The following is a 14,840-nucleotide window of genomic DNA, read 5'->3' as shown; positions in this document are numbered from 1 at the left end:
CCGACCCTGTCCCGGCTTTGAGGGAAAAGGGGTGTCCGATGGGTGTAACGGCGTTGCAACCGATTGAAAACGTGCGGCTGGATCGTGACCAGCTCCAGGTGCTGTATCGCCAGCTTGGCCCCGTGGGGGCCGACAAGGTGCTGAACCACGCGCTGGAAGAACTCGCGTCGCTGCTGGTCGAGGTGCCCGCGGACTACCGCGCGGGCCGTTTCGACAGGGTCCAGGCCGGGGCCAGGGCGCTCGCTGCGGTGGCGCAACAGGTGGGCATGATCACGCTCGCCCGGGTGGCCCGGGATGCCGCGGCGCTGGCCCTTGGCTATGACGGGGCAGCCTTCGGCGCGGTTGTGGCGCGGCTCGAACGCATCGGCGACCGCTCGCTGGTCGCGGTCTGGGACATGGGCGATCCCCCGGGGTGATCCGTCGCCCCGCTTGCCGATGACGGTCCTATGAGGTCCGGGTCCTTGCGAGTGCCGGCGACTGGGGTAGTGTCGGGCAAAGGGCCGGACGCCCCCTGCCCCCGAACGACCGAAGGAAAGCCCATGAGCCTCACATTCGCCGCCCCGACTGACGACGCCGTGCCCCTTGTGACGGTGGACAAATCCGACGTAGAGGCGATGAAGGCCGGTCTGTCCGTGCGTGACGCAGCCTGGGCAGAAGCGACAGGGTTCGCCGGCGGCTTGGGCGAGGTCCTGATCCTGCCGGACGAAAAAGGCGGCGTGGCGCGCGCTTTCGTCGGGCTCGGGGATGCCAAGGCCCGGGAGCGCACGCGCTTTGGCACCGCCCGCGCCCGTGCGAAGCTGCCGGCCGGGAGCTATACCCTGGACACGGCGCTCACCGGACCCGCGCTGGACGAATTTGCCCTGGGCTGGCTTCTGTCCGGCTACGTCTTCGACCGATACAAGAAGAAATCCGCCCCGCGCGCCGAGCTGGTCGCACCCGACGGGATCGACGCCGAGCGCATCGAAGCGATTGCCGCAGGCGAGGCACTGACCCGGGACCTGATCAACACGCCGTCCAACGACATGGGGCCGCAGGAGCTTGAAGACCTCGCGCGGAGCCTTGCAAGAACCCATGGGGCGGAGATTGAGGTCACGACGGGCGAGGACCTTCTGAAAAACAATTTTCCCATGATCCACGCCGTGGGCCGCGCCTCTGCCCGGACCCCGCGCCTGGTCGATCTGCGCTGGGGTGACACCGGGCCAATGCTCACGCTCGTGGGCAAAGGGGTCTGTTTCGACACCGGCGGGCTGAACCTCAAACCCGGGTCGTCCATGGCGCTCATGAAGAAGGATATGGGCGGCGCGGCCACGGTTCTGGGCCTTGCGCATATGATCATGGTGCTGGGGCTGAAGCTGCGCCTGCGCGTCCTGATCCCGGCGGTAGAAAACGCGGTCTCGGGCGAGGCATTCCGCCCCGGCGACATCCTGACGAGCCGCAAGGGGATGACCGTCGAGATCAACAACACCGATGCGGAAGGCCGTCTGGTGCTGGCCGATGCTCTGGCGCTGGCAGATGAGGAGAAACCCGACCTCGTCGTCTCCTTCGCGACCTTGACCGGGGCCGCGCGGGTCGCGGTCGGGCCGGACCTGTCGCCCTTCTATGCCACCGACGCGAGAGACGCCGCCGCGTTGCGGGACGCGGCACCCATGGTCGCCGATCCGGTCTGGGAACTGCCCTTCTGGGCGCCCTATGAGACCATGATCGAGCCGGGGATCGCAGATCTAGACAACGCGCCCTCCGGCGGCTTCGCCGGGTCGATCACGGCGGCGCTGTTCCTCAGGCGCTTCGTCACCGAGACCGAACGCTACGTCCATTTCGACATCTATGGCTGGAACCCCTCCGCCGCGCCCGCCCGTCCAAAGGGCGGGGTTGGCATGGGCGCGCGGGCGCTGCTCGCCGCGCTGCCGGGGATGCTGCCCCTGTGAACGCCATGACGGACAAGCGGGAACTGCGTTTCAACGGCCGTGTCGCACATGAGAGCCTGCGCGGGCTGGTCGAGGCCGAGGTCTTCACGGAAGGCACGCCACATCAGATCGCGGTGCAGTCCGCCGCACTCCTCGGGTCACCACAGGGTCCGCGCGAACGCGAAATCCTGACCGGCGAGCGGTTTCGCGTGCTCGACCGCGAGGGACGTTTCGTCTTCGGTTTCGCCGAGAAGGACGGCTATGTCGGCTGGCTTTTGGCCGAACTTCTGCGCGACGCCCGAACCCCGACCCATCGGGTCACCGCGGCCCGAACCTTTCGCAAGGCGACGCCGGAGGTGAAGACCTGGGAGCCTGTCTTTCCGCTGTCCTACGGCGCGCTGGTCGAGGTGACGGAGGCCGACGCGCGATGGTCGCGGATCGTGCTTCAGGACGAACCACTCACGGAAGGCTATCGCGAGTATTTCGTCCCGACTGCCCATCTCGCCCCGATCGACGCGCGGGCAGACGACCCGGTCGCAGAAGCGGCGAAACTTCTGGGGACGCCCTATCTCTGGGGCGGCAACACGAGCTTCGGGATCGATTGTTCCGGTCTGGTGCAAGCCGCCTGGGGCGCCTGTGGCGTGACGCTCCCGGGTGACAGCGACCAGCAGTCGCGGATCGGGACGTCGGTCGAGACGCCCGAACACGGCGATCTGGTCTTCTGGCGCGGGCATGTCGCACTCTTCGCCGACGGGGGGCGGATCATACACGCCAACGCGGGCGCCATGGCCGTGTCCTGGGAAGGGTTCGACGCCACCGTGAACCGCATCCGCGCGCAAGGCGAGGGCGAGGTGACGGGGATCCGGCGCCTGCGCTAATCGTCGATGGGACGGATGAGCTTTCGTTCGAGCACCCGCAGCACCGTCTTCAGGTCCGAACCGCGCTTGAGCACCTGACCGTCCATCCCGATCACCGCATAGATCCCCTGCTTGCCACGCAGCTTGGGGCGTTTCTCGATCCGGTAGAGCGGGTTCTCGGCGCTGCGGCGGAACACCGAGAATACCGCGACCTCGCGCAGGAAGCTCATGCCATAGTCCCGCCATTCGCCGGCAGAGACCATCCGGCCATAGAGACCCAGAATGACCCCCAACTCGTGACGGTCGAAAACGACCTGATCTTCAGTGGGGCGTGAAAACGGTGTCGGCGCGTTCATAGGTCGACTGTGATCCGAGATGCCGCGCAAATCAATCCCAAGCTGAGTGCGCCCCATTCGCGCCGTAAAAAGACCCCCGCTTTTCCCCGGGCCGCCCGAAATCGTGCCCCGTTCGGGCGGCAAAGATGATCCCAGAAGCACTTGCTTCCCCGGTGCCGCGTCAACAGCCCCCACCCAGTTTGCGGCACCGGGACCATGAACCCCGCCATGCGAATGGCGGGGTTTTGGTTTTCGGGGGACGTTCTTTTCCCGGAAAGCGCAGTGACGGCTGGACTTCGCACGTGGCCACTGTGCGAGGTCTTGGCCCTGTCTTCAGAATTCCCGGATTCTAGAACTCCGGAATCCTGAAAACGTCAAGCCTATGGAACGATTATAGAAAGAGACCGCGCGTTAAGACCTTCGTTAACGGATCGCCTTCTTCGGGAACCGTTCACACCGCCCCGTCGTCGGCCCCCGGCTCACGCCGGATAACGAATCCGTTGGTCCCCGCGATCACGATTGTGAGGCCGGGGTCGCGTGCCTACCTCAACTGAAACCTCAGGCAAGGAGCGGACCCAATGGATGTGACCAGACTTCTCGAAGGCTTTCTCGGCGGACAGGGCGGGCAGATGCCTTCTGGCGGCCAGACGGCACGTAACAGGACCGGGAGCGGGCTCCCCTCCGGCCTCGTCGGCGGCGCGGCGGCCGGCGGCGCCATCGCGCTCTTGCTAGGCTCCAAGAAGGGCCGCAAACTTGGCGGGAAAGCGCTCAAGTATGGCGGTCTGGCCGCCGTGGGTGGGCTGGCCTACAAGGCCTATTCCGATTGGCAGAACAACAAGACCTCCGGCACCGAGCCGCGCCCTCTCGACCTGCCGCCCCCGGCAGTGAACAGCGGTTTCGACGTCGACCATGACCGGGACGCGACCGGTAACGATTTCCGCCTCACCCTCATGCGCACGATGATCGCGGCGGCGCAGGCGGACGGGCATATCGATAAGGCCGAACATGCGCGCATCCGCGAACAGGTTTCGGCCTTCGACCTTGGCGCAGAGGAAAAAGCGCGTCTTTACGAGTATTTCGCGGAACCCGCCGACCCCATGGCCATCGCCCGCATGGCGCGGACAGAGGAGCAGAAGGCGGAGATCTATCTCGCCTCGGCGCTGTGCATCGACCCGGACACGATGGAGGAACGCGATTATCTCGACAGGCTCGGCACGCATCTGAACCTGCCTGCCGGTCTGCGCGGCCATCTCGACGCCGAAGCAGAGGCCGCGAAGGCCCAGGTGGGTTGATCGCAGGCCTTCAGCCCGCGCCGATGAGCGCCCCCGCCCCAAAGACCAGCGCGCCGCCCAGAACAACCTGAAAGGTGGCGCGCAGGAAGGGTGTCTTCATGAAGCGGTTCTGGATCCAGACGATGGCCCAGAGCTCGACGAAGACGATCACGATGGCCAGGATGGTCGCGGTCCAGAAGTGGTTGATGAGATAGGGAAGCGCATGGCCAAGCCCGCCCAGCGCGGTCATGACCCCCGCTGAGATCCCGCGTTTGATCGGCGAGCCGCGCCCGGATAGCTCACCATCGTCCGACGCGGCTTCCGTGAAGCCCATGGAAATGCCCGCGCCCACCGCGGCGGCGAGACCAACGAGTAGCGTCGTTCGCGGGTCCTGCGTGGCGAAGGCGGTGGCGAAAATCGGCGCGAGGGTCGAGACCGAGCCGTCCATCAATCCGGCCAGTCCGGGCTGGACCCATGTGAGGATGAACTGGCGGTGCGCGTCGGCGTCTTCTTCCGACCGGGCGGTGCCCCCAAGATACCGGGCTTCGAGCTCGCCCGCGAGGTCGCCATGTCCGGCTTCGGCCGCTGCGAGGTCGCCCAGCAGTTTGCGCGTCCCTGCGTCCGAGGTCCGATCCGCCGCCTTGCGATAGAACTGCTCGGCCTGTCGCTCCATTTCCCGCGCCTCGGCCCTGATCCGCTCGAGCCCGAGGTTCTCGACCAGCCAGACCGGCTGACGGGCATAGTAGCCCGAGACATGCTCCCGCCGGATCAGCGGGATCACGTCGCCGAACCGCCGCTGATGCTCGGAAATCAGGAGCGTGCGGTGGGCGTCCTCTTCTTCCGCCATGCCGTCGAAGACCTTGGCCGACGCCGGATACTCGGCGCGCAGGTCGGCGGCATACTGGCGATAGATGCGCGAATCGTCTTCTTCATTGGAAATCGCGAGCGCGAGGATTTCCTGTTCGGACAGGTCGGAAAAGCGTCGGCGGGACGAGGAAAAGCCGGGGATCATCGGGGCACCGTAATTTGGAATGGTTCCAAACTAGCTAGGGGCGCGACGAGCGCAAGGGGCAGATCGTCCCACCCCGCCGCCCGCTGCCCGCTTAACCCTAATCGACGCGGCGGATGAAGATGTGGTTGCCTTCGCGCTTGGTCTCGAACCGCCGGGTGTCGCGGATCAGGTCCGACAGCTTCTGGCGCCCGTAGGTTCGTGTATCGAAATCGCGGTTGTCGGCCTGGATGGTCTGGCCGATGTGGCCAAGCTGAAACCACTCTCCGTCCGGTTCGATTTTGTCCATCGCGCTGTAGATCAGCGGAAGCGCGTCCATCGCGTCGCGTTTGCCGGTCTTCTTCTCGTCCGGTTTCGCAGGTTCCTCGACGATGTTCTCGATCATCACGAAACGGGTGCAGACATTGCGCAGGCTTTCCGGCGTCTTGCCTTCGCCGATCCCGATCACGGTCAGCCCATGTTCGCGGATCCGGTTGGCGAGCGCGGTGAAATCGCTGTCCGACGACACCAGCACGAAGCCGTCGAAACGGCCCGTATGAAGAAGGTCCATCGCGTCGATGACCAGACCGATGTCCGAGGCGTTCTTGCCCTTGGTATTCGCGCTTTCCTGATGCGCGACGAGGCCAAGCTCCTGCACCTTGCCCTTCCACGGGCCAAGCCGTTGCGAGGACCAGTCGCCGTAGACCCGGCGCAGCGCCGGTTCGCCGTAGGAGGTGATTTCCTTCAGGATCGCCTCGGCAAAGCGGGCGGGCACATTGTCGGCGTCGATCAGGACGGCAAGGAGGGGCGTGTTCTCAGGCATGAGATCACCCCTATCCCGTCCGCGCGACCGGGACCAGCGGTTAAGCCCGGACAAGATAGGTATGGATCGAAAAGATGACCGCGCCGGTCGCGGGCAACTTGCGGATCGCCTGCCGCTCCTGTCGCAAGAAGGGGCGCGGGCCGTCCGGGGCATGGGTCGCGGCGCTGTCGGCCTCGCGTTGCGGGTTATGCAGTTCGGCAGTGCGATAGGGCAGACGGTTCCAGCGCACGATGGGCCGGTCCGGCTGGACCCCGTCGAAGAGCCGCTGCACCCGGCGCGCGAGGTTGTCGTCGTATTGCGGCACGGGAATGTGGATGCCGGTCAAGGGGCGCCCCATCTTTTCGGCCAGCGTCCAGCGCGACGGAAAACAAAGCACACCGGCAGCGAGCCAATGTTCCTCGGGTCCCCTGAGGTGAACGAGGAAATCCTCCTGCGCGAGACGCCCGACCGTGGCGAGCGGATCGGCGGGATCGAGCGGCACGGTCACGCCATCGGGCCGGGTGTGTTGTGACCCGGTGGCGCCGACCTCGGCCAACACGGTCGCGTAAAGCTCGGCCAGCGCCACCTCTGCCTCGGGCCGTGTCGCAATGACGGCCTCCCGACGTTCGGCAATCAGCCGGTCGCGCAGGGCCATCTGCTCGGCAAAGCGTTCGTCCCGCCGAAGCCAGTCGTCCTGTTCCATCGGTCGCGTGCCCGGCAGCGGATAGGCGATCGCGTCCACGGGCATGACATCTTGCAGGATCTCGGGAAAATCATCGCTCATGCGCCCTGAAACCCCGCAGCACGAAAATTGGCAAGAGGAACGGCGCGGAACTCGGTCCCGCGCCGCTTGGTATTCTGGGCCGGTCCGGTCAGTAGAGCACCACGGACCGGATGGATTCCCCGGCGTGCATCAGGTCGAAGCCCTTGTTGATGTCGTCGAGTCCCATGGTGTGGGTGATCATCGGGTCGATCTCGATCTTGCCGTCCATGTACCAGTCGACGATCTGCGGCACGTCGGTGCGGCCACGCGCGCCACCGAAAGCGGTGCCTTTCCAGACACGGCCAGTGACGAGCTGGAACGGACGGGTCGAAATCTCGGCCCCCGCCGGTGCCACGCCGATGATGATGCTCTCGCCCCAGCCCCGGTGCGCGCATTCCAGCGCCTGCCGCATCACGGTCACGTTGCCGGTCGCGTCAAAGGTGTAGTCCGCCCCGCCAAAGGTATCCCCCCGGCGTTTCGTGAGGTTCACGAGGTAGGGAACGATATCGCCCTCGACCTCTTTCGGGTTCACGAAATGGGTCATGCCGAAGCGTTCGGCCATCGGTCGCTTGGAGTCGTTCAGGTCCACGCCCACGATCATCTCGGCCCCGGCAAGGCGCAGACCCTGAATGACGTTGAGCCCGATGCCGCCCAGACCAAAGACGATGGCGGTGGAACCGACCTCGACCTTGGCCGTGTTGATCACCGCGCCGATGCCGGTGGTCACGCCGCAGCCGATGTAACAGATCTTGTCGAAGGGCGCGTCCTCGCGCACCTTTGCGAGGGCGATTTCCGGCAGGACCGTGTGGTTCGAGAAGGTCGAGCAGCCCATGTAATGCAAGATCGGGTCGCCATCGAGCGTCGTGAAGCGGCTGGTCCCGTCGGGCATGAGCCCCTGCCCCTGCGTGCCCCGGATCGAGGTGCAGAGGTTGGTCTTCTGGCTCGTGCAGGCGTAACATTCGCGACACTCGGGCGTGTAGAGCGGGATCACGTGATCGCCGGGCTTGAGGCTTTTCACCCCCTCGCCGACTTCGACCACGACGCCGGCGCCTTCATGACCGAGGATCGCGGGGAAAAGCCCTTCGGGGTCCGCTCCCGAGAGCGTGAACTCATCGGTATGACAGATGCCGGTCGCCTTGATTTCGACCAGCACTTCGCCCGCCCGGGGGCCGGCGAGGTTCACCTCCATCACTTCGAGGGGTTTGCCTGCCTGAACGGCGACGGCGGCGCGTGTTCTCATGGGATCCTCCAAAGGCTCTGGCGACACCTTGGGCGCAAACCCGCCGGGTTTCAACCGCTCGACTTGCGGGAATTGTCGTTTCATCCCAAATGACTGGCATGACACGTTTCGCCCTTGCCCTGCCCGCCGTTCTGGCCCTTGCCACCCTCGCCGCCTGTCAGGAGGAGGAGGTCGCCGGGGCCACGCCCACCGACGATCTCTGCGGTGCCTCGCAGTATCAGGACCTGGTGGGTCAGGACGAGGCGGCCGTCGCGGCGGCCGGGATCACCCCTGGCCAGAAGGCCCGGGTCTTTGGCCCCGATGCAGTTCTCACGATGGATTACCGGTCGGACCGGATCAATGTGGAGCTGGACGCGTCGGGCAAGGTGATCCGGGTCTACTGCGGATGAGGGCGCTGGCTCTGACCGCGCTGGTCGCGCTCGCCGCCTGTGGCGACGGCTACCGCGTGGACCGCGACCCCACGGGGCAGTTGGGCGTCTGCCCGGCCCCGGCCTTTCAGCAATTCGTCGGCCAACCCTATGCCAACGCGCGGTTCGACTGGCCCGAGCTTCGGGTCATTCGCCCCGGTGACGCGGTGACGCGGGACTATCGCGAAGGACGGCTCAACATCGACCTCGACGCGGGCAGCCGGATCACGCGGATCTGGTGCGGCTGACAGGTGCGGCTTCGTCCCCCAGCCTGCCGACCCTGCACGCCCACGAAAAAGCCCCGGCACGATGGCCGGGGCTTTGTTGTCCTGATAGATCGAGTCGGCTCCTAGAGTTTGTAGGGCTTGTGGCAGGACCCGCAGGCACCGCCGACCGCGCCCATCGCGGATCCCAGCGAGGATTCGTCGGACACGCTGGCGCCCTGCGCTGCAGTTTGCAGCGCCTCGGCCTTGGACACGAAGTCATCCCAGTTGGCCCAGATGTCCGACGAGGCGTCGGTGTCCGTTCCTTCGATCGCCTCGGTCTCGAAGAGCACCGGCACGGTTTCGGCGGTCGCAGCCATGGTGGCCAGCGCCTCGTTCGCGGCCGTCGCGTCGAAGGGCGCGGCGCCCTTGGACATGTCGGACAGAACCTTCATCTGCGCGCCGATGGTCTTCATCGCGGCCTGCCGGGCCTTGATCACATCCTCCTGCGCGTGGACATAGGCCGCGCCGATGGCGGTCATGGTGGCGGCGGCGAGGATGAGTTTGAACGTTTTCATATGGTTGTCTCGTCTGTTGGTGTTCTGTTCGGGCCCACTCTACGGTTCGCCTCGTGACAGGACAGTAACATCCGCGTCATAGGCGGGACTCGACACTTCGGGGGCGACTCGAATAGAACAAATAACGAACAAATGCTCCGCTGCCCCACCTTCGCCTGCGATCTGCCATGCCGCCCAAGCGCCACCTTTCCCTGTGGTTTCCCCGCCTCGCCGCCGAGCGGCTGATCCGGCTCGAACGCGGTCTGCCGCCGGGCCCCTTCGTGGTGGTCGAGGATCAGCGTGGCGCGCAGGTGATTTCCTCGCTCAATCTCGAAGCCTCGCAGGCCGGGCTGACCCCGGGGCAGCCGCTGCGCGATGCGCGGGCCATGTGCGCGGGGCTGGTGGCGCGGCCCGCGAACCGGGTGGCGGAGGCCGGTTTCCTGACCACGCTCCGGCGCTGGTCGGGCAAGTTCACGCCCTGGGTGGCCGAAGCACCGCCCGACGGGCTGATCCTCGACATCACGGGTTGCGCGCATCTTTTCGGCGGGGAAGAACCGCTGGCCCGCGCGGTGGACGAGGATTGCGCCGCACTGGGGCTGACCGTGCGGCTGGGGATCGCCGACAGCCTGGGCGCGGCCTGGGCGCTGGCGCGGTTCTCGGGCAGCGCGGCGGGCGGATACCGCAACAGCGACGCCATCGACCAGGAAGCGCGCGCCACCCGCTCCCGCGCGGCCAAGCGCCGGCACTGGACACGCGGTGGCGAGGTGCCGGGACTGCGCGTCGAACGGCCCATCGCGCCCCGGATCGCCGCCGTCGGCCAGACCCGGCAGGCGATCGGCCCCCTGCCCGTGGCCGCGCTCCGGCTCGATCCCGAAACCGTGGCCGGGCTCAATCGCCTTGGCCTGCGCCGGATCGAGGATCTCATCGGCACGCCCCGCGCCGGGCTCGCCCGGCGGTTCGGACGCCATATGGTGCAAAGGCTGGATCAGGCGCTGGGGGTCGAACCCGAGCCCGTCTCGCCCGCGCGGCCGCCCCAGGTCTTTGCCGTGCGGATGCGGATGCCCGACCCCATCGGGCTTCTCGACGACATCTCCGCCGCGCTCGACCGGCTGTTGCCCGAACTGGGCGAGCGGCTCGCGCGGGCCGGTCGCGGCGCGCGGCGCATCCGGGCCGAGTTCTTCCGCGCCGATCACACGATGGACTGGATCGACGTGGGCCTCGCCCGGCCCTCGGCCGACCCCGACCGGATCCGGCCGCTGCTGGCGCTTCGTCTATCGGATCTGGATGCGGGCTTCGGGATCGATCAGGTCCGGGTGATCGCCACGGTCCATGAAGCCATCCACCTGCGCGAACATGCCGGACACGCCAACGCCGGGGCGGCGGTATCCTCACGCGGCGCGACCGCGCGGCTCGACGATCTTCTGGGCCGGATCGGCGCACGACTGGGGCTCGACGCGATGACCCGGCTGCATCCGGCGGAAAGCCATATCCCCGAGAAGACCGCGCTCGTCCTGTCGGCGGCCTTTTCCGAACCCGCGACCCATTGGGCCCCACCCCCGCGCGACCGGCCCCTGCGGCTCTGGCCCTCGGAGCCCATCACGCCGGTGGCGCCCGAGACGGGTCAGGTCGCGGGGGTTGTGCCGGAACGCTGGCCAGAACGCAGGCCAGAACGCAGGCCGGAGCGGGAGCGCGCCTTGCCCGCCTGCTTTCGCTGGCGCGGGCGGGTGCATCGGGTTCTGGCGGGCCGGGGGCCGGAACGCATCCTGCCGGAATGGTGGCTCGACAGTCCCGAATGGCGCAGCGGTCCGCGCGACTACTGGATCGTCACCACCGAGAGGGGCGAGCGGCTCTGGCTTTACTATGCCCATGGCGGCGAGATGAGCGCGGGCTGGTTCTGCCAGGGCGACTTCGGCTGAGGCGCCTCAACGGGCGAGCGCCCTTTGCATATTCCCCCGCGCGGGCCCCCATGCTACGGGCGAAACATGCTCGACGTCCTGATCCAGACCCTGCCGTTCTTCACCCTCATCGGCCTTGGCTACCTCGCCGGGCGCACCAGCTTCTTCTCCGCCGAGGCGACCGCGGCCCTGACGAAGTTCGTCTTCTACTTCGCGCTGTCGGCTATGCTGCTACGGTTTTCGGCCAACCTGAACCTGCGGGACGTGCTCGACTGGCCCTTCGTCTGGGCCTATCTCATCGGAACCTCGGCGGTCTACCTCGTGGCGACCGCCGTCGCCCTGATCCGCAGGCGCGGCATCGAGGAAGCGGCGGTCGAGGCGCAATGCGCCGCCATCGGCAACACCGGGTTTCTGGGCGTCCCGATGCTCGCGCTCCTCTTCGGACCCGAGGCGATCGGCCCGGTGATGCTGGTGCTCGCCGTGGACCTCGTCGTCTTTTCCTCGCTGATCGTGATCCTGATCACCGGACACCGCGACGGGCGCGTCAGCCCGCGGGTGCTGGGCACCGTGGCGCTGGGGCTTGTGAAGAACCCGATGATCGTCTCGATCGTGCTGGGGTTTGCCTGGTCGGCCACCGGCCTTCCCCTGCCCGGCCCGGTCAACCAGTCGCTCACACTGCTGGGCGCCGCCGCCACCCCCGGCGCGCTCTTCGCCATCGGCGCCTCGCTCGCCTCCAAATCGGCCGAACGCCTGTCGGTCGCGGCCTGGCTGTCGTTCTGCAAACTGGTGCTGCACCCGGCCGCGGTGGCGGTGATGGCGCTGGGCGTTTTCGCGATTGACGGCTTTTCGGCCAAGGTCATGATTTCCGCCGCCGCGCTGCCCGTGGCGGGCAACGTCTATATCCTCGCGCAACACTACGGCGTCGCACCGGCGCGGGTGTCGGCCTCGATCCTCGTCTCGACGGCCCTGTCCATCTTCACGGTATCCGCGGTCATCGCGATCCTGAGCTAGGGTCAGACCGACACCCGCAGCACGAAGGCTCCGAGCAGCGCGAAGAGCGCCAGCATGACGAGTACAATGAGCAGGTCGGCAAAGCTGCCTTCGTCATTGGCCATCGTCGCAGAGTCGATCCGCCGCGCCACGATCCTTGTGCGCAGATAGGCGACGACGATCACGAAAGCCCCCGTCCCCAGAACGACGGCATCGGGCCAGCCGGGTCCCGCCCGTCCATCGAGCCGCGCGGCTGCGATCCCGAATCCGACGATGGCGACCACCGTACGCACCCAAGCAAGGAAAGTGCGTTCGTTTGAAGCGTGCTGGTCGAATTTCTCGATCATGGGCGGTGTCCTTCTGGCGGCGCGTCTTCAGGACGGCACGGGTGACGGGTGGCTCGGGTCTTCCGCGTTACTGGAATTCCAGAGTTCTGACATTCCAGGATTCCGGAATTCTAGAAAACTAGAATCTTGAATATGATGCCTTCCATCCTCTCTGGCACCGTCAAGCCAGAGCTTAAAGGCGATCGCCACGATGCCTCCCACACCAGTCCCCGACCTGGGCCAATCGGCTTGCCCTCTATCGCCCTCCATGATCATCTGCGCCGAGATCAAAAGGAGACGGACATGGAAACCATATCGGAGAACGCCTGTTTCGGCGGCATTCAAGGTGTCTATCGCCACGCCTCCACCGCCACGGGCACCGAGATGACCTTTGGCCTGTTCCTGCCCGCCGAGGCGCTTGAAGGTCCAGTGCCGGTGCTTTGGTATCTCTCGGGCCTGACCTGCACCCATGAGAACGCGATGGTCAAAGCCGGCGCCCAGAACTGGGCCGCCGAGCACGGCATCGCGCTGGTCTTCCCGGACACCTCGCCGCGCGGTCCCGGCGTGGCCGACGACGAGGCCTACGACCTTGGCCAGGGTGCGGGTTTCTACGTCAACGCTTCCGAAGACCCCTGGGCGCCTCATTTCCGCATGTGGGACTACATCACCGAGGACCTGCCCGCGCTATTGTTCGAGAATTTCCCTCTCGATCCCGAGCGGCAGGCGATCACCGGCCATTCCATGGGCGGTCACGGGGCCCTGACCATCGGCATGACCTTTCCCGAGCGGTTCTGTTCGATCTCGGCCTTCTCGCCGATCTGCAATCCGACGGCATCGGACTGGGGGCAGAAACAGTTCACCGCCTATCTGGGCGACGATCAGGACGCCTGGGAGGCGCATGACGCCACGCTCCTCATGCGCGAACGGGGTTTCGACGGGCCGGTGCTGGTGGATGTAGGCACAAAGGACCAGTTCATCGACCTCCTGATGCCCGAAGCCCTCATGCAGGCCATCGCCCAGCGCCGCCAGCAGGCGATCCTGCGACTGCAACCGGGCTATGACCACAGCTATTTCTTCGTCTCGACCTTCATGGAAGAACATATCGCCTTCCATGCCGAGGCGCTCTACGCGTGATATATGTTGATGCCGACGCCTGCCCGGTCAAGGCCGAGGCCGAAGCGGTCGCGACCCGGCACCGTGTCGGGCTGAAGCTCGTCTGCAACGGCGGGCTGCGCCCCTCGCAAAACCCGCTGGTCGAGGTCGTCTATGTGCCCGACGGGCCGGATGTGGCCGACATGTGGATCGCGGATCGTGCCGGTCCCGGCGATGTGGTGGTGACGGGGGACATTCCGCTCGCAGCGAAATGCGTGGCGGCGGGCGCTCAGGTGGTGAAACACGACGGCGAAGCGCTTACCGAGCGCAACATCGGACAGGTGCTGGCCACCCGCGATCTGATGGCCGACATGCGCGCTGCCGACTCGTTTCGTCAGGGCGGCGGGAAACCGTTTTCCAACGCGGACAAGTCGCGGTTTCGCGACGGACTGGAACGCGCGCTCCGGCGCGCCCAGTCCACTGGTGGGGCCTAGACCCCCACCCCGATCGGACAGCTCACGCCGGTCCCGCCGATCCCGCAATAGCCGTTCGGGTTCTTGTGGAGATATTGCTGGTGATAGTCCTCGGCCCAGTAGAATGGCCCTGCCTCCGCGATCTCGGTCGTGATGGTGCCGTAACCCGCCCCGCGCAGCCGTTCCTGATAGACTGCTTCGCTCGCCTTGGCCGCCGCAAGCTGATCCGGTGTCGTCGCATAGATCGCCGAACGATACTGCGTGCCACGGTCATTGCCCTGCCGCATTCCCTGGGTGGGATCATGACCCTCCCAGAACACCCGCAGAAGGTCGTCAAAGCTCACCTCGTCGGGATCATAGACCACGCGCACCACCTCGGTGTGGCCTGTCTTCCCGGTGCAGGTTTCCTCATAGGTCGGGTTGGGCGTGAAGCCACCGGCATACCCTACCATCGTCGACCAGACCCCCGGCACCTGCCAGAACTTGCGCTCGACACCCCAGAAACAGCCCATCGCGAAGATCGCGACTTCCATCCCCTCGGGCACGTCGAGCCTCAGGGGCCGCCCGAACACTGCGTGCTCCGAAGCCGTCGGAATGGCACGGTCCCGACCTGGAAGGGCCGCATCCGCGCTCACCATTTCGTTTTTCTCAAACAATCCGAACATTGCGTCTCTCCCAGATGTGTCGATCAGTTGTCGCGTTTGCGTGAGATATAGGCAGCCTCCGGTCACCCCGAA

Annotated in this window: 18 protein-coding genes; 10 read left to right on the top strand and 8 right to left on the bottom strand. The window is 66.3% G+C overall.

What is annotated here, in order from left to right:
* Window positions 1–38 precede the first annotated feature (38 nt).
* From KJP29_RS01185 to KJP29_RS01175, 3 genes are all read left to right on the top strand, one after another.
* Window positions 39–416 carry a hypothetical protein gene (locus tag KJP29_RS01185; protein ID WP_218461712.1) on the top strand — a complete coding sequence of 126 codons (378 nt, stop codon included), beginning with the start codon at window positions 39–41 and terminating at the stop codon, window positions 414–416.
* A 123-nt stretch (window positions 417–539) separates the two neighbouring features.
* Window positions 540–1,925 carry a M17 family metallopeptidase gene (locus KJP29_RS01180; protein WP_218461711.1) on the top strand — a complete coding sequence of 462 codons (1,386 nt, stop codon included), beginning with the start codon at window positions 540–542 and terminating at the stop codon, window positions 1,923–1,925.
* A 5-nt stretch (window positions 1,926–1,930) separates the two neighbouring features.
* Window positions 1,931–2,782, top strand: coding sequence for a C40 family peptidase (locus KJP29_RS01175; protein ID WP_218461818.1), 852 nt, complete (start codon window positions 1,931–1,933; stop codon window positions 2,780–2,782).
* Here KJP29_RS01175 and KJP29_RS01170 read toward each other — a convergent pair.
* On the bottom strand, window positions 2,779–3,117 hold the full coding sequence (locus KJP29_RS01170; RefSeq protein WP_218461710.1) for a DUF2794 domain-containing protein: 339 nt from the start codon (window positions 3,115–3,117) through the stop codon (window positions 2,779–2,781). The two genes, KJP29_RS01175 and KJP29_RS01170, sit on opposite strands and share 4 nt — an antisense overlap.
* A gap of 557 nt (window positions 3,118–3,674) precedes the next feature.
* Between KJP29_RS01170 and KJP29_RS01165 the strand changes: the two genes are divergently transcribed.
* Window positions 3,675–4,388: a tellurite resistance TerB family protein gene (locus tag KJP29_RS01165; protein WP_218461709.1), complete on the top strand. Its 714-nt coding sequence runs from the start codon at window positions 3,675–3,677 to the stop codon at window positions 4,386–4,388.
* Between the two features lie 10 nt (window positions 4,389–4,398).
* Here KJP29_RS01165 and mbfA read toward each other — a convergent pair whose 3' ends face one another.
* The 4 genes from mbfA to KJP29_RS01145 form a co-directional block, all read right to left on the bottom strand.
* Window positions 4,399–5,379, bottom strand: coding sequence for an iron exporter MbfA (mbfA, locus tag KJP29_RS01160; RefSeq protein ID WP_218461708.1), 981 nt, complete (start codon window positions 5,377–5,379; stop codon window positions 4,399–4,401).
* Between the two features lie 97 nt (window positions 5,380–5,476).
* Window positions 5,477–6,178 carry an NYN domain-containing protein gene (locus KJP29_RS01155; protein ID WP_218461707.1) on the bottom strand — a complete coding sequence of 234 codons (702 nt, stop codon included), beginning with the start codon at window positions 6,176–6,178 and terminating at the stop codon, window positions 5,477–5,479.
* A 40-nt stretch (window positions 6,179–6,218) separates the two neighbouring features.
* Window positions 6,219–6,941 carry a DUF3445 domain-containing protein gene (locus KJP29_RS01150; RefSeq protein ID WP_218461706.1) on the bottom strand — a complete coding sequence of 241 codons (723 nt, stop codon included), beginning with the start codon at window positions 6,939–6,941 and terminating at the stop codon, window positions 6,219–6,221.
* An 88-nt stretch (window positions 6,942–7,029) separates the two neighbouring features.
* Entirely contained in the window at window positions 7,030–8,160 is a 1,131-nt protein-coding gene (locus KJP29_RS01145; RefSeq protein ID WP_218461705.1) for an S-(hydroxymethyl)glutathione dehydrogenase/class III alcohol dehydrogenase, read from the bottom strand.
* Window positions 8,161–8,258: 98 nt separating this feature from the next.
* Between KJP29_RS01145 and KJP29_RS01140 the strand changes: the two genes are divergently transcribed.
* Window positions 8,259–8,549, top strand: a complete 291-nt coding sequence (locus tag KJP29_RS01140; protein WP_218461704.1) for an I78 family peptidase inhibitor — start codon at window positions 8,259–8,261, stop codon at window positions 8,547–8,549.
* Window positions 8,546–8,815: an I78 family peptidase inhibitor gene (locus tag KJP29_RS01135; RefSeq protein WP_218461703.1), complete on the top strand. Its 270-nt coding sequence runs from the start codon at window positions 8,546–8,548 to the stop codon at window positions 8,813–8,815. The genes KJP29_RS01140 and KJP29_RS01135 overlap by 4 nt, the downstream gene beginning before the upstream one ends.
* A gap of 101 nt (window positions 8,816–8,916) precedes the next feature.
* Here KJP29_RS01135 and KJP29_RS01130 read toward each other — a convergent pair whose 3' ends face one another.
* The gene (locus KJP29_RS01130; protein WP_218461702.1) at window positions 8,917–9,348 is read right to left on the bottom strand and encodes a cytochrome c; all 432 of its coding nucleotides are present in this window, start codon (window positions 9,346–9,348) and stop codon (window positions 8,917–8,919) included.
* Between the two features lie 167 nt (window positions 9,349–9,515).
* On the opposite strand from KJP29_RS01130, the gene KJP29_RS01125 reads away from it, so the two are divergent.
* A complete protein-coding gene (locus tag KJP29_RS01125) occupies window positions 9,516–11,243 on the top strand; it encodes a DNA polymerase Y family protein (protein WP_218461701.1) in 1,728 nt (575 codons plus the stop codon).
* A gap of 66 nt (window positions 11,244–11,309) precedes the next feature.
* On the top strand, window positions 11,310–12,233 hold the full coding sequence (locus KJP29_RS01120) for an AEC family transporter (RefSeq protein ID WP_218461700.1): 924 nt from the start codon (window positions 11,310–11,312) through the stop codon (window positions 12,231–12,233).
* 2 nt (window positions 12,234–12,235) lie between these two features.
* Here KJP29_RS01120 and KJP29_RS01115 read toward each other — a convergent pair whose 3' ends face one another.
* Window positions 12,236–12,559: a DUF202 domain-containing protein gene (locus tag KJP29_RS01115; protein WP_218461699.1), complete on the bottom strand. Its 324-nt coding sequence runs from the start codon at window positions 12,557–12,559 to the stop codon at window positions 12,236–12,238.
* Between the two features lie 282 nt (window positions 12,560–12,841).
* Here KJP29_RS01115 and fghA point away from each other — a divergent pair, with 282 nt between their 5' ends.
* Together fghA and KJP29_RS01105 are read left to right on the top strand one after the other, a co-directional pair.
* A complete protein-coding gene (gene fghA, locus KJP29_RS01110) occupies window positions 12,842–13,672 on the top strand; it encodes an S-formylglutathione hydrolase (RefSeq protein ID WP_218461698.1) in 831 nt (276 codons plus the stop codon).
* Window positions 13,669–14,124, top strand: a complete 456-nt coding sequence (locus KJP29_RS01105) for a YaiI/YqxD family protein (protein ID WP_218461697.1) — start codon at window positions 13,669–13,671, stop codon at window positions 14,122–14,124. The genes fghA and KJP29_RS01105 overlap by 4 nt, the downstream gene beginning before the upstream one ends.
* On the opposite strand, the gene msrA is transcribed toward KJP29_RS01105, so the two are convergent.
* Window positions 14,121–14,768, bottom strand: a complete 648-nt coding sequence (gene msrA, locus KJP29_RS01100; RefSeq protein WP_218461696.1) for a peptide-methionine (S)-S-oxide reductase MsrA — start codon at window positions 14,766–14,768, stop codon at window positions 14,121–14,123. The two genes, KJP29_RS01105 and msrA, sit on opposite strands and share 4 nt — an antisense overlap.
* Window positions 14,769–14,840 lie beyond the last annotated feature (72 nt).

This window comes from Maritimibacter sp. DP1N21-5, assembly GCF_019218295.1.
Taxonomy (GTDB): domain Bacteria; phylum Pseudomonadota; class Alphaproteobacteria; order Rhodobacterales; family Rhodobacteraceae; genus Maritimibacter.
The sequence above is the reverse complement of the archived record's forward strand: the minus strand, read 5'-3'. Positions and strand labels throughout refer to the sequence as shown.

Coding starts and splice junctions, on each gene's coding strand:
- KJP29_RS01130 (WP_218461702.1), bottom strand. CDS start 9,348: ATGAAAACGTTCAAACTCATCCTCGCCGCCGCCACCATGACCGCCATC.
- fghA (WP_218461698.1), top strand. CDS start 12,842: ATGGAAACCATATCGGAGAACGCCTGTTTCGGCGGCATTCAAGGTGTC.
- KJP29_RS01180 (WP_218461711.1), top strand. CDS start 540: ATGAGCCTCACATTCGCCGCCCCGACTGACGACGCCGTGCCCCTTGTG.
- KJP29_RS01185 (WP_218461712.1), top strand. CDS start 39: ATGGGTGTAACGGCGTTGCAACCGATTGAAAACGTGCGGCTGGATCGT.
- KJP29_RS01140 (WP_218461704.1), top strand. CDS start 8,259: ATGACACGTTTCGCCCTTGCCCTGCCCGCCGTTCTGGCCCTTGCCACC.
- KJP29_RS01145 (WP_218461705.1), bottom strand. CDS start 8,160: ATGAGAACACGCGCCGCCGTCGCCGTTCAGGCAGGCAAACCCCTCGAA.
- KJP29_RS01115 (WP_218461699.1), bottom strand. CDS start 12,559: ATGATCGAGAAATTCGACCAGCACGCTTCAAACGAACGCACTTTCCTT.
- msrA (WP_218461696.1), bottom strand. CDS start 14,768: ATGTTCGGATTGTTTGAGAAAAACGAAATGGTGAGCGCGGATGCGGCC.
- KJP29_RS01120 (WP_218461700.1), top strand. CDS start 11,310: ATGCTCGACGTCCTGATCCAGACCCTGCCGTTCTTCACCCTCATCGGC.
- KJP29_RS01170 (WP_218461710.1), bottom strand. CDS start 3,117: ATGAACGCGCCGACACCGTTTTCACGCCCCACTGAAGATCAGGTCGTT.
- KJP29_RS01155 (WP_218461707.1), bottom strand. CDS start 6,178: ATGCCTGAGAACACGCCCCTCCTTGCCGTCCTGATCGACGCCGACAAT.
- KJP29_RS01175 (WP_218461818.1), top strand. CDS start 1,931: ATGACGGACAAGCGGGAACTGCGTTTCAACGGCCGTGTCGCACATGAG.
- mbfA (WP_218461708.1), bottom strand. CDS start 5,379: ATGATCCCCGGCTTTTCCTCGTCCCGCCGACGCTTTTCCGACCTGTCC.
- KJP29_RS01165 (WP_218461709.1), top strand. CDS start 3,675: ATGGATGTGACCAGACTTCTCGAAGGCTTTCTCGGCGGACAGGGCGGG.
- KJP29_RS01150 (WP_218461706.1), bottom strand. CDS start 6,941: ATGAGCGATGATTTTCCCGAGATCCTGCAAGATGTCATGCCCGTGGAC.
- KJP29_RS01125 (WP_218461701.1), top strand. CDS start 9,516: ATGCCGCCCAAGCGCCACCTTTCCCTGTGGTTTCCCCGCCTCGCCGCC.
- KJP29_RS01135 (WP_218461703.1), top strand. CDS start 8,546: ATGAGGGCGCTGGCTCTGACCGCGCTGGTCGCGCTCGCCGCCTGTGGC.